We start from the raw sequence: 13571 nt of genomic DNA, 5'->3' as shown, positions 1-13571 counted from the left end.
ATGGCATCCATTAACGCAATCCAACAACAGCTGAACATTCCTCAGACTCCTAATCCGCTGCCTGGCAAGCCGGAAGAAGGGCCTGACTCGTTCGGCAAATTCCTTCTCGAAGGAATTCAAGAAGTTAATCAAATGCAACAAGACGCCGACCGTGCTGTCGAGTCCTTGTTCACCGGCGGCGACGTCAATCCGGCCGAGGTTTTGACCGCCGTTCAGAAAGCTGACATGTCGTTCAAAATGATGCTTCAAGTCCGCAACAAGATGATGCAGGCCTACGCGGAAGTGAAAGACATTCGGGTTTAAACCAGATAACAACTGCTGAAGGATTCAGCGGTTTCCTAGAATACTAACCACCTAGAATTCGCAGCTTGAAGGGTCCAAGGATGGACTTTTTGAACAAAGCGTTCGAGCAGGTAAAAGATCTATTCGTCTCGATGACTCCGGGTTCCCGGATTATCGCAGGCCTATTGGTTGTTGCCATTGCCACCAGTGTCGCTTTTCTTTTTCAAAGCGAGATGTTCCAAAAGGATGTGCCGATTCTCTCGGGGGCTGCCATTGCGCCTGCCGATCAGAAGGCGATCCTGGCAGCATTTGCTTCTGAATCTTTGGATGATTACGAAGTAGTTGGCAGTCAGATCTTTGTGCCTCGCAGTCGTCGCGTCGATTACATCGCAGCATTGGTGAAGAATAACGCCATTCCACCAGACTTCCACGAAAGCATGGAAGAAGCGGTCGGACAGGCCAGCCCATTCGAATCGGAAGCCCACCGCGCTGACCGACAGAAAGTGGCCAAGGAAAAAGAAATGGCCCTCGTTCTGCGTAACATGCGCGGCATCGAGTACGCGTCAGTTCAGTACGACATCGAAGACAAAGGGGGCTTCCCACGCAAAAAGGTCTATACAGCTTCGGTCGTCGTGCGTCCAAGTGGCTCGGACGATATTGATCCCAAGACCGTTAAAAGCATTCAGAACTATGTCGCCCACTCGATTGCTGGGCTCGATTCGCAACATGTTTCCGTGACCGACTTGAACACGCGGAAAACGTTCAGTGGTGCCGACAACGATTTGGCTTCCGTGAACGACGATCCTTACGCGGCCCGCAAAAAATGGTTCGAGGATCACTGGACCGAAACAATCAACAGTGCGTTGCGTTTTATCGACGGCAACAACGTGACCGTCAACGTCGAGCTTGATCCTGAAATGAACCGAATCGAGAAGGGAATCAAGTACGATCCTCGGCCTACGCCACTGGCCTCGATGTCGGAGAAGTCTTCCGATATCCGCCGTACGCCGGCGAATGCTGGACAACCAGGTTTGGCGGCACAAGCCCCTGAGGGGCCCAACCGACCAACTGCCGTCAGCGGGCAACCGATGAACGAGCAAGAGTCGGAATCGAATCGTGAAGAAACCTTGGCGGTGACCAACCAAGATTACACCCAAAAGCAACTTGCTTCACTCACGCCGAAACGTGTGACCGTCTCGGTCAGCATTCCGAGTCAGTATTACGTTGACGTCTGGAATTCCCGAAATCCTGCAGCCGCCGGTCAGCCGCCAAAGACGCCCGATCCAGGTGAGCTGAAGAAGATTGAAGATGAGACCAAGAAGACCGTTGAAACGACCGTTGTGACGCTGCTTCCTGAGCAAGCACAGGGGGACGATCCTTATCCTCAAGTCTATGTCTGGACCGCACCTCAGCTTCCCGATATGCCAACTCCAGAACCTGCTGTGGCCGATACTGCCATGGCCTGGTTGGCTACGAACTGGCAGACATTGGCTACCATCGGCTTTGCTGTCGTTGGAATGTTTATGCTTCGCAGCATGTTGAAAAGCACCGGATCAGCTGCAGAACCGACCGAGGCCTTTAAGCTGGAAGACCCTGCAGCGGCTCAAGCCAAAGAGGCTAAATCGGAAGAGCAGCCAGAAGATTCGATGCAAGGGCTCCTTAAGAAGCGATTTGCCCAGGGAACTGGTCCCAACCTGAAAAATGAACTTGCTGATATGGTTCGCGAAGATCCGGATACCGCATTGGGCATCCTGCAAACTTGGATCGGTAGCCCTAACTAGCTTTCGCAACGCTTTTGCCACTCACGAAGAAACTCACCATGACCACCACGCAAGAAACTATCCGAAAAGCAGCCATCGTGATTGCCAGTCTCGATGAAGCTTCGGCCGATAAGTTGCTGGAAAGCATGCCGGAAGACGTCGCGTCGCAAATTCGTTGGATGTCGATCGAACTCGAAAACATCTCCGACGACGAACGTCAAACCGTGTTGGATGAATTTTTGCGAAATTCCGGAAGGCAATTGCCGGTTGAAGATAGCGGCGTCGATATAGAGTTTACCTACGAGGAACCTGAAGCAGTGAGCTCGGTTTCGGCTGTTTCGGCTCCGACTCCTCCGCCATTTGCGTTTTTGAACGATGCACCAAGTGAAATGCTTGCTCCATTCTTCGAGCAAGAACATCCTCAAGTGACCGCTGTCGTCATGAGCTATGTCTCGGCGGAACGTGCGTCAGAGATTTTGCGTCAATTGCCGCCGCAGCTTCAAGCCGATATCGTCCATCGCATCACCCAATTGGATGAACCGTCGCAGGAAATCGTTGCGGAGATAGAAGCTCGAATAAAGCAAATTGTATCTCGCCAAACGATCGCTTTTCAGCGCCGTCAGCAAGGGATGGCCGCGGCTCAAGCCATTCTTAAGGCATCTTCCGGCGATCAAGCCGAACAACTTTTGGCCGAGCTTCGCAGTCGAGGCTCTCAAATTCCGAGCGACTTGGAAACCTTCAAGGGACATGAGCCCGCAGTTCGGATTCCATTTCCTGTTCAACCGCCTACGCAAGTTGTTCAGCTGCCGGAGGCGCCTGCCGCGTCGCCGACATCGAAGCATGAAGCGAAGCGAGAAGTGGAAGAGAAGCGTGTCGTTCCTGCGACCGCCAAGCCAGACTCGCGAACGCCTAACACGATTCAGCCACGCTTTCCCTTCGAGCGATTTGCTCGGCTCGATGATGTGTCACTTGCCAAAGTTCTTCATCAGGCAGGACCGAAGGTGGTGCTGTTGGCACTTTGTGGAGCTTCTCCCGAAGTGATGAAACGAATTTCGCGAGGGCTTGGGGCAGGCGACGTGAAACTGCTGGAACGAAAGATCCGTGAAATGCAGCCGGTATTGCTTTCTGATATCGATCATGCCAAGCAGCAGATGTGCCTTGCTGCGGATACGCTGCTCACTTCATCGCAGTCAACTCCGTCGCGTTCGCTTCAGGCAGCCGCATAAGGAATACGCAACATGGCAGTCATCAAATCAGGCCGGCTTGAAAACGAATCGCACGCAATGTCGGCGGTCGCATTTAACTTGAACGACGTATCGAGCAAGGCCCAGAACGACTTAAATGATGTCAAGCTGAAAGCAGCCGACATCGTTAAGCAAGCCCAGGAGCAGGCCAAGCAAATCCGTGCCAAAGCGGAAGCTGATGGACGTCAGGCCGCTGAACTACGAGCACAACAATCGCTGCGCACGGAAGTGGATCAACAAGCGGCTACGCTTCTTCCGGCCCTGCGAACGCTTGTGCAAGACCTGACAACCGAACGTCAAGCCTGGCTCAATCAATGGGAAAAAGTCGCATTGCAAGTTGCTACGGCGGTTGCTGAGAAAATCATCCGTCGAGAAATCGAAAACGATCCACAAGTCTCGTCGACGTTGATTCGCGAGTCATTACAGCTGGCATCGGGATGTGGTGAAATTCACGTCCGCTTGAATCCTCAAGACTTGGGAAGTATGCAAAGCGGCGAAGCGATGCTTTGTGATGAGCTGAAAAAGCTGGCTCCCGCTCAGATCATTGCAGATCCCGCGATCTCGCGAGGCGGATGCATTGTCGAAACCAAATTTGGTCAGATTGATAATCGAATCGAAACGCAGCTATCTCGGATCGCTGAAGAGTTGGGAGGTGTCCAGTGATTGCCTCCCTGCGAAATCGACTCGATCAGATTATGCCCACAGCGGTGACGGGAAGTGTCGTCGAAACGTTGGGAACCACTACGGCAGTTGCCGGTTTTCCGGTTCCAATTGGAGCAGTTGTCGAGATCGAGCGTCAGATTGGACCGGCCATTCCTGCCGAAGTGATTGGCTTTAAAGGAGACCTGACGCTCGTTTATCCATTGACCGGGGTACAGGGAATTCGCCGCGGAAATAAGGTTCACTTGAAGCAGTCATTCCGAACCGCAGGCGTCGGCGACCAGTTGTTGGGGCGCGTCCTCGATGCCCATGGAAATTGCGTCGATGACTTGCCACAGCCGATCGTTGCCGATCGTGTTCGCTTAGACCAAGATCCCCCCAATGCGATCAATCGGCCGCGAATTGATCAAACCATTTCGACCGGAGTTCGTGCCATTGATGGCATGTTGACATGTGGACTCGGACAGCGCGTGGGTATCTTCGCCGGTAGTGGCGTCGGCAAAAGTGTGACGCTCGGGATGATGGCTCGGTATACGTCCGCAGATGTGAACGTGATCGCCTTGATTGGCGAACGTGGACGTGAAGTGAACGACTTCATTGAACGTGACCTAGGGCCTGAAGGGATGGCGCGTAGTGTGGTCGTTGTGGCAACCAGCGATCAACCTGCCATCAAGCGAATGCAGGCCGCATTGACCGCCACGAGTATCGCCGAGCATTTTCGCGAGAGCGGCAAGAACGTGCTGTTCCTGATGGACAGCGTGACTCGTTTTGCCATGGCTCAACGTGAGATCGGCCTTGCGGCCGGAGAACCGCCCACAACCAAAGGCTATCCACCTTCGATGTTCGCTATGCTTCCCCGTCTGGTGGAACGTACCGGACGAACTCGACAGGGCAGTATTACAGCGTTCTATACCGTGCTCGTCGAAGGTGACGATACCAACGAACCAGTCGCGGATACGGTTCGCGGGCTACTAGATGGGCACATTGTGCTGTCCAGAAAGCTGGCCGGAAAGGGACATTACCCTGCCATTGATGTTATGCAAAGCATCAGCCGCTTGATGAACGATTTGGTCAGCGAGGAAGTTCGTGCTGGAGCGTTAGTCATTCGTGACTTGATGGCGACTTATGCGGAAAACGAAGACCTGATCAACATTGGGGCGTATCGACAAGGATCCAATCCACGGATCGATATGGCAATTCGTTTGAAGGACGAGATCGATCGGTTTCTGCGTCAACGCGTGGACGAGCAAGCAAGTGTCGAGTCGGCTCAGCAGCAGCTGTTGGGATTAGTGCGTAAGTGCAGTATTGCTCAGCCAAACCTGCAAGCCGGAAGCGGCCCCAAGATCGCCGCGAAGTAAATAGGACAAATGACTGATGGCAAAATTCCGTTTTCGACTCGAGACCTATCTGCGGCTGAAGATCGCCGCGCGGGATCGGTGTCGCGCGGAACTTGCTGAAGTCCTTCGTGCGGAAGAACAGCTCAAAGAACATCAAACGGAAATCCTGGGCGAAATTGAACAACAACATGTCTACATTCGCGAAGTCACACAACGTGGCAGTTTGAATGTCGACTTGATTACCGCTTCGCAGCGTGAAGTGATGTACCTGAAAGCACTGCACCTGGAAAAACAGCAGTTGATGCAGAAACTACGACCTCATATTCAGCAGCGACGGCAGGCATTGATTGATGCGGACCATGAAGTCCGAACGCTCGAGAAGCTGAAAGAGCAGAAGCAGGAACAGCACGAGCAGCGCGAGGCAGCCGTGGAAGCAAAACAAATGGACGAAATCGCATTGAGCGGTTTCATGCGTAAAGGAGAGTAGTGGTGGCTTTGGTAAGAATGGCGGGAGCGTTTTTCGCCTACCTCTGCGTGGCGACAGTTTTGGCCCAGGTAATCTGCGTGGCTATGTTCGCCAATTCAGGGACATTTACCAAGGATAAGTTCTACTCGTTGATGGCAATCGTGTATGGCATCGATGAAGAAGCCATCCGCGAAGAGGTTCAAAATCAAGACGAGCCGGAAGAGGACAACGAAGAACCTGACATGCAGCAGATTATCGATGAACGAGCCCAGCGACATCTGGCACTCGACTTTCGTCTGCAAGCACTTGATACGGGGATCGAAAACCTCCGGAATATGCAGTCAAGCTTAATGGAAGAGCGACGCCGTTACGATCAACTCAAGCAAGGCTTCGATCAGCGGCTGAAAGCATTGGAAGATGGCGTCCTGGACGAGGCCATCGTCGAAGTCCAACGGACGTTGGAAGCGCTGGATCCTCGTCAGGCCAAAGAGCAAATCTTGATGATGCTCGAGCGTGATGATAAAGCGATGATTGACGTGGTAAAAATCGTCAAAGCGATGTCGACCGACAAGCGAAAGAAAATCATGGGCGAATTTCGTTCAGAAGAAGAGCAGCAAAAGCTGGCCGATATCTTAGACGAGATTCGACGCGGAATGCCCGATACGGAAATCCTGGGAGACGCACGCGATCAACTGCAACAGTTCGCGCCGCCGTCTAACTAGCGAGGAATATCATGGAATCATCATCCTCTCAATCGGTGAACTCGACCTCGCAATGGGGGAACGCGTCGCGCAGTGGTAACGCGCAGACAGCCGATCCGATGGCGTTCTTCGATATGATCATGAAGACCTCCCAGGCATTATCTGGCAAGGGAGAGAAGTCATTCGATCCGGTCGCTTCAACAGCCACCGCACCCCATCAAACGAACGAATCGTATACCGCTCCAACGGACGATCCGAATCTTCACGATGGCTACGACGAGTCACCATCCGCTTATGCTCCTGAGGTGTACCCGAACGAAGCAGGCGATTCTCAGCAGACCGATGAGGATGCCGTTGATCCGGAAGATGTAGCTGCGGTAGCGGAGTTTTCATCGCAAACGACCTCAGACGAGCAAGCAGCGGGCGAACCAGACCAAGCCGCATTAGAGACCTCTGCTTCTGCGGGACAACAAGAAACGATTCTCGCCGCGCCCGATACCCTAGCTAGGGAAGAGACAGCCGAAGGTCTGTCTGACGTAGAAAACCTGGCAGAAAATAAGAGCCTCGCAGAAGCTCAGCCGCTCGTAGATGGTAATGAAGCCGGAACCGAACAGCCGCTTGATACATCCGTTGCAGCCGAAGAAGTGGTTGCCGATGCCGGCAGCTATGCAGAGTCCAGAGACGCCAAATCTTCTGAGGAAACTCAAAGCAATGCAGAAGTTTTTTCAGAAGAAAACATCGAACCTGTCGTAGATGAAACCTCTGAAGGTGCTTCCCCGGATGATGCCCCGATAGCCAAGTCGGACGAGAGAAAAGCTGCTGAGGAAGCTCGAGCTGAACAGGCCGACGCTACGGAACAAGTCGCCGAAGTAGAAGCCGACACGGAGGCATCGTCGCAGCACGATTCTTCCCGGCACGATCGCCGACAAGAGAATCCGCGGGCATCTCAGGATGCTAATGCACAGCCAGACGATACCTCTCTAGGTAATGCCAGTAATTCATCGACTCAGGCAACCTTTGAAGCAGTTAGCAAAGCAACCGAAGCATTAGCGGCAGCCGCGGCGAACGCAAGTGCCACGGCATCGAATTCGGCTGCGTCAGCGAATAGCAGCCAGCCTACTGGAACGCACAACATTGCGTCGCTACTTCAGCGAGGTTTCCAACGCGGTACGTTGCAAAAGACAACCGAAGGGAAGCCGACGACGCAGTTAGATCCAAAGCAACAGATTCGCCTGATCAATCGGGTCGCGAGAGCAGTCGAATCTACTCCGCCAGGCCAGTCGATCAAGATTCGCTTGAACCCTTCAGAGTTGGGCCAACTGAAGGTCGAAATCAAAATTGAAAATGGAAACATGCTGGCGAAAGTCGAAGCAGAAAATCCTGCTACGCGTCAGGTGCTACTCGATAACTTGCCGCAACTGCGTGAACGCCTGGCGGAAGCCAATATTCAAGTTCAGCAGTTTGAAGTTGAATTGATGGGCCAGCAAACGACACCAGATGGTTCCATGTCGAATCTTGCCGACCAATCGAGCGATCAGGGAAGTTCTCGTGGATCGCGCGGCGAGTCAGGGCAGGGGAGTCATGAAGATGAGACCACTGCTAAGGCAAATGAATCAGTCAACAAAGAAGCCGAGCGAGACAGTCGCAACTTAAACGTCACGATCTGATTGAGTTGTTTTGATTGTCGCCAAGAAGTTTAAAAACAAATAAACCGCAGTTCACTTTTCCGTGAGCGAATCATGTCAAGAATCGATTCCAGTTCGTCGACCAATAGTTCCAGTTCAACTGCCAAGCAGCCAACCGACTTGCGTGAGTTGAACATGGATCACTTTCTGCAGTTGATGATCACCGAACTGCAGAACCAGGATCCGCTCGATCCGATGGAGAACTCGGAAATGCTGCAGCAGATCAGCCAGATCCGCGAGATCGGTGCGACCGATCAATTGCGTGAGTCTTTGGAATCGATGCAGCAAAGTCAGGGGATCTCGACCGCCAGTGGCCTGATCGGAAAGCAAGTGCAAGCGTTAACCGATGACGGGTACGTTTTGTTTGGCGTGGTGCAAAGCGTACAACTCGCTCCGAACGACGACGGAACGAGAGACATGACCCTCAAGGTGAACACTGGCGATCAGACAGTAGACGTGAAGATGGATGACATCTTCACCATTCTGCCTGCTCAGGTTCAAAACCCACCAACCGACGGCACGGATGGAACCGACGGAACCAATGGTGGCACCGATTCCGGGGATGACTCGGGAGACGATACTGACAGCGGCGATGATTCCGGCAGCGACGAAACAGAAGAAGTGACTTCCTAACAAATCAACCACGCTCTCCATGGACTTGGAGAAGCTTTATCTCTTGCAAGGAGCATAATCATGGGTTTGGCATCTGCACTATCGACCGCACTGACGGGGATGACCGCAGCCGAAACGCAAATTGACGTTACCGGTAATAACCTGGCCAACTCGCAGACGGTTGGTTTTAAAGCGTCGCAGGCAACGTTTGCGACCCAGTTCCTGCAAACTCAAAGCCTCGGTTCGAAACCAACTTCTTCCAATGGTGGCACGAACCCGCGCCAAACAGGTCTCGGTACCAAAGTCGCAGAGATTACTCCGAACTTCACGCAAGGGACGATTGAAGTCAGTAACAGCCCGTCCGACTTGGCGATTCAAGGCGACGGTTTCTTTATCGTTGAAGGTGGCAACGGCGAAACGCTGTATACCCGAAACGGTATCTTCAAGACCAACTCGCAAAATGAACTCGTCACCATCACGGGCCAACGTGTGCTTGGGTTTGGGATTGACGAGAACTTCCAGATTCAACGTACCCAGTTGGTGCCGCTGACGATTCCGCTGGGTGCCAAGAGCGTTGCGAAAGCAACGGAAAACGTTTATCTGGAAGGAACACTTACCGCGACCGGCGATCTTGCCACCCAAGGTCAGGTCATCGAAAGTGCCATTCTCGGTAACTCGGCCGTTCCCCGACCTGATACGTCGTCGATGAACGTTTCGGTTGCGACCCAGCCGAATATTAGCGCGATCACAGCTGGTTCCGCAGTAACACCAACGGTGGCGACAACCACGGATGGGCAGACAGAAGGTGCCGGTGGTTCGGTGCCTGATGGTACATTCAACTATCGATTCACTTTCTCGAATGCTGGACTTTCGGGAGAAACGTTGGCTTCCGCGGATTACGCGGTAACGCTTGCCGACGGGAACGCTTCAGCCAACGACAATACGGTCACGTTCACCGATCCGCCTCAGTCGAGTTCGTTCTCGCAGTTGAACATGTACCGCAGTAACGACGGCGGTGCGACCTACTTCCTCGTCAGCTCGTCTGCGATGGGATCACCGGTTACCGATACGGCCGCCGCTCCGACAGCTACTCAGCTGAATGCTTCGCAGATCGGTGGTACTGGGGTCGACGGCACGCTGGATGGTGGCGATGTCTATCAATACCGTTACACCTTTGTTGACGCCTCCGGTAATGAAACCGCACCGTCGAATGCCCACACCGTAACCGTATCTGGCAGCCCTGCCGATGGGAATGGTTACTCGGTCGTTCTCGACGATATCCCAACCAGTGGTGATTACGATTCGGTTCGCATCTATCGCACTGCTGCTGGGGGTTCTGACTTCTACGAGTTAGACACCATCACGATGGCTGCAGCTGCATCGCCATACGTTGATGACGGCAGCACGCCGCTCTCGACCGATCAGCTGGATGCCCAGACGATCAACGGTAACTACACTTACCTGGTAACGTTCGCACGTGCTGGTGAAGAAGAATCGCGACCATCGTTGGCAATCGGCCCGCAGAACGTGGTCAATGGTCGAATCGAACTTTCCAACTTGCCGATCCCACCGACACCTCCGGCTGAAGGTGGTTTCCCGGCTTACGACAAAGTTCGTATTTATCGAAACCTGTCGACCGACTCGTCGAGCTACTACCTCGTCGACGAACTCGATCCTGGCGAAGACTTCATCGATACGACGCCAGACTCGGCCATTTCCGATCTGACCGTGCCAGGCAACAAGACAATCGACTTGGACGGCCCGAAAATCGACTCGAACACGCTCCTGGTCGATGTCGTCAAACGAGACGGCTTGAACTTTGAGAACGTCTTCGAGGTCGGTGAACTGAGCTTCACAGGTTACAAAGGGGATCGAAAACTCGACGATAAAACCTTTACGATTACCGACACGACGATCGTTCAGGAACTGCTTGAATTCATTCAGTCCTCCACAGGTATTCAGCCGTCGGTCAACGGCAACGCCAACCCGATTCCTGGGTCGACCAACTCGATTCCAGGAGAGTCAGGCACGCTATCGCAAGGTATTTCGATCAGCGACGGTCGTATTCGCGTTGTCTCGAACAATGGTGTCGACAATGGGGTTGATATCAAGTTGTCTTCGTTCACGTTGGACAACAACAGCGGCGTTTTGCAGAACCCGAACTTGAACTTCGGTACCGTTCAGGAAGCGGTCGGCCAAAGTGCGGTCTCTGACTTTATTGTCTACGATACACTTGGTATTCCGATTAACGTTCGCGTGACGGCGACGCTGGAGAGCCGCGACGGAACGAACACCGTCTATCGCTGGTACGCCGATTCGCCAGACAACGACGCCGCTATGGACACCGGTGACATTGGCGAAGCGGAGATCGCCGTCGGCACAGGGCTTATCTACTTCGACGGCGATGGTAACTTTGTTGGTACCGATAATAACACCGTCACTATTCAGCGACGTGATATTCCATCGCAGTCGCCGCTTGAGTTCGACTTGGATTTCACGCAATTGTCCGGTCTCGCCGCGAATGAAGCTTCGCTCAATGCGTCGCGTCAGGATGGTTCCGGGACAGGTACGCTGAACAGCTTCATCATCGGTGAAGATGGTGTCATTCGTGGTGTCTTCTCTAACGGTGTTGACCGTGACTTGGGGATGCTGCAGCTGGCTCGCTTCGGTAACCCGACCGGTTTGGAGCAGCGTGGTGAAAACCTTTACGCGACCGGGGTGAACTCAGGTTTGCCGGTGACCGGCGATCCAGGTGCCGACGGTCTGGGGGATGTCATTGCCGGTGCGGTCGAACTGAGTAATACCGATATCGGTGGTAACTTGATCGACTTGATTCTGGCATCCACGCAATATCGAGGTAGTTCGCGAGTGATTACAACGGCTCAGCAGTTGTTTGACGAACTTTTAAATCTCCGTCGATAAATCGCTAGCACATCCGTAGTTTTGACCTACGTTTGAACGCCTAGTGCGCTGCTTGATTAGCGTACTAGGCATTCCGTGCTTCGAAATGGAGCGTCCGCGATGATCAAATTGACCCGACTCGGTGGTGAAGCATTCGTGCTCAATGCGGAGTTAATTCGCTACGTCGAGGCTAATCCTGACACGTTCATTACCCTGACGAACGGGGACCGAATTGTGGTTCAGGAGGGAACTGACGTTGTCGTGGATCGCGTTATTGAGTACCACCAACGCAAAAATTTGTTACCCCCAGGATTTGCCCGACCCAACGTCGGGGAAAAATAGAATAAATCACCATGGATATCGCATCCGTCGTCGGACTATTGGCTGCGATTGGTCTCATTCTCGTAGCCATTCTGATCGCGCCTGGTTCGTCCTTGACCGCGTTCATCGACGTTCCGTCGATTCTGGTGGTGTGCGGTGGTGCGTTGGCCGCATGCATGATTGCTTTCCCGCTGAAATCGATGTTGGGAATGCCGATGACGCTGAAAGTCATCTTTCTGAATAAAGCCACCGATTATGGTGCCCTGATCCAACAAATTGTCAGCCTCGCGGAAACAGCCCGACGTGACGGCTTGTTGGCACTGGAAAACCGAATCGGCGAGATTGATAACCCGTTCATCATCACTGGCATTCAAATGGCGGTGGATGGTACTCGGCCGGACGCGATTGAAGATATCATGCGTACCGAAATGGACGCCGTCGCGACACGCCATCGTGACGCCAAAGCCGTTTCAGATCAGATGGGACGATTTGCTCCGGCGTACGGAATGATCGGGACACTACTCGGTTTGATCATCATGCTCGGCAACATGAGCGACCCTAGCTCGATTGGTTCCGGGATGGCCGTGGCCCTGTTGACGACGCTGTACGGAGCCATTGTGTCGAACGTCTTTTTCCTGCCATTTTCCGAGAAGCTTGGCTTTTTGAACAAGCAGGAGCTACTCGGCATGGAGATCGTCATTCGAGGCATCATGTCGATCCAGTCAGGCGAAAACCCACGCGTGATCGAACAGAAGTTGCGGACCTTCTTGCCACCGTCGGTTCGCGCCAAAATGGACGCTGAAAAGTAAGGGAGCCACGCCATGGACGATGAAGACGATGGAGGTGGCATCCCAGAATGGGTGGTCACGTTTGGCGATATGATGTCGCTACTTTTGACTTTCTTTATCATGCTCGTTTCGATGAGCGAGATCAAAAAAGAAGAGCAATATCAAGCGCTTGTCGAATCGTTCCGACGACAATTCGGCCACGATAGCTCGATGGAAAGCGTGATCGCAGGCAACGCCAAACCGCGTAACTCCAATCTCGCTAAGCTTGCGACGATGGGACGAGCCAAGCGTTTTTCGACTCACGCCGGTGGCGATAAAGTGAAAGCTCCGGTCGGCGATAGTCCCCAGGTTCGGATTATTCGGCCTGGATCGAAGACAGCGGTTGGAACGGTCGTCTATTTCAACGAGGACAGTGCTAAGCTAACCGATGCGGCCATCGCCGCGCTTCAGGCGCAAAGCCTCGAGTTCGGCGGCAAGCCGCAGAAGATCGAGATACGTGGTCACACATCCCTGCGTCCGTTACCTCCGGATAGTCCCTATAAAACGCACTGGGATCTTGCCTACGCCCGTTGTATGGCGGTAAAGGAATTTCTCGTCTCGTTAGGCATCGACGAACGGCGTATGCGTGTCGCAGTTGCCGGGAAGAACGAGCCATTCCATATCGGGACCGATCCACTGCTGCTGAAGCAAAACCCTCGGGTGGAAGTCTTTCTGCTGGACGAAGTTATCGACGATTTGGTCGGGACCGCCCAAGAACAAGCCAATCGACGTGCTCCACCGATCGAGGCTTCCGGAAACTAGCTGCGTGCACGCT

At 53.4% G+C, this 13571-nt stretch carries 13 protein-coding genes; all 13 read left to right on the top strand.

The window, feature by feature from the left end; genetic code table 11:
- The 13 genes from fliE (at position 1) to LA756_RS09880 (ending at position 13558) form a co-directional block, all read left to right on the top strand.
- Positions 1–303 (top strand): flagellar hook-basal body complex protein FliE, encoded by a 303-nt coding sequence (fliE, locus tag LA756_RS09940; RefSeq protein ID WP_224439721.1) that lies wholly within the window; start codon positions 1–3, stop codon positions 301–303.
- Positions 304–383: 80 nt separating this feature from the next.
- Positions 384–2063: a hypothetical protein gene (locus LA756_RS09935; RefSeq protein ID WP_224439720.1), complete on the top strand. Its 1680-nt coding sequence runs from the start codon at positions 384–386 to the stop codon at positions 2061–2063.
- Positions 2064–2101: 38 nt separating this feature from the next.
- Complete coding sequence (locus tag LA756_RS09930) at positions 2102–3268, top strand: FliG C-terminal domain-containing protein (RefSeq protein ID WP_224439719.1); 1167 nt, start codon at positions 2102–2104, stop codon at positions 3266–3268.
- 12 nt (positions 3269–3280) lie between these two features.
- On the top strand, positions 3281–3949 hold the full coding sequence (locus LA756_RS09925; protein ID WP_224439718.1) for a FliH/SctL family protein: 669 nt from the start codon (positions 3281–3283) through the stop codon (positions 3947–3949).
- The gene (locus LA756_RS09920) at positions 3946–5304 is read left to right on the top strand and encodes a FliI/YscN family ATPase (RefSeq protein WP_224439717.1); all 1359 of its coding nucleotides are present in this window, start codon (positions 3946–3948) and stop codon (positions 5302–5304) included. Before LA756_RS09925 ends, LA756_RS09920 begins: the two co-directional genes overlap by 4 nt.
- Positions 5305–5320: 16 nt before the next feature.
- The gene (locus LA756_RS09915; protein WP_224439716.1) at positions 5321–5770 is read left to right on the top strand and encodes a flagellar FliJ family protein; all 450 of its coding nucleotides are present in this window, start codon (positions 5321–5323) and stop codon (positions 5768–5770) included.
- A gap of 2 nt (positions 5771–5772) precedes the next feature.
- On the top strand, positions 5773–6471 hold the full coding sequence (locus tag LA756_RS09910; RefSeq protein ID WP_224439715.1) for a hypothetical protein: 699 nt from the start codon (positions 5773–5775) through the stop codon (positions 6469–6471).
- 11 nt (positions 6472–6482) lie between these two features.
- Positions 6483–8117 (top strand): flagellar hook-length control protein FliK, encoded by a 1635-nt coding sequence (locus LA756_RS09905; RefSeq protein WP_224439714.1) that lies wholly within the window; start codon positions 6483–6485, stop codon positions 8115–8117.
- A 72-nt stretch (positions 8118–8189) separates the two neighbouring features.
- On the top strand, positions 8190–8768 hold the full coding sequence (locus LA756_RS09900; RefSeq protein WP_224439713.1) for a flagellar hook assembly protein FlgD: 579 nt from the start codon (positions 8190–8192) through the stop codon (positions 8766–8768).
- A gap of 60 nt (positions 8769–8828) precedes the next feature.
- A complete protein-coding gene (locus tag LA756_RS09895; RefSeq protein WP_224439712.1) occupies positions 8829–11669 on the top strand; it encodes a flagellar hook-basal body complex protein in 2841 nt (946 codons plus the stop codon).
- 99 nt (positions 11670–11768) lie between these two features.
- Positions 11769–11990, top strand: coding sequence for a flagellar FlbD family protein (locus tag LA756_RS09890; protein WP_224439711.1), 222 nt, complete (start codon positions 11769–11771; stop codon positions 11988–11990).
- Positions 11991–12001: 11 nt separating this feature from the next.
- Positions 12002–12778: a motility protein A gene (locus LA756_RS09885; RefSeq protein WP_224439710.1), complete on the top strand. Its 777-nt coding sequence runs from the start codon at positions 12002–12004 to the stop codon at positions 12776–12778.
- A 12-nt stretch (positions 12779–12790) separates the two neighbouring features.
- Positions 12791–13558 (top strand): flagellar motor protein MotB, encoded by a 768-nt coding sequence (locus LA756_RS09880; RefSeq protein ID WP_224439709.1) that lies wholly within the window; start codon positions 12791–12793, stop codon positions 13556–13558.
- Positions 13559–13571: the final 13 nt, after the last annotated feature.

Source organism: Bremerella sp. TYQ1, assembly GCF_020150455.1.
In the GTDB taxonomy this organism is placed as follows: domain Bacteria; phylum Planctomycetota; class Planctomycetia; order Pirellulales; family Pirellulaceae; genus Bremerella; species Bremerella volcania_A.
This window is presented reverse-complemented; position numbering and strand designations above follow the sequence as displayed.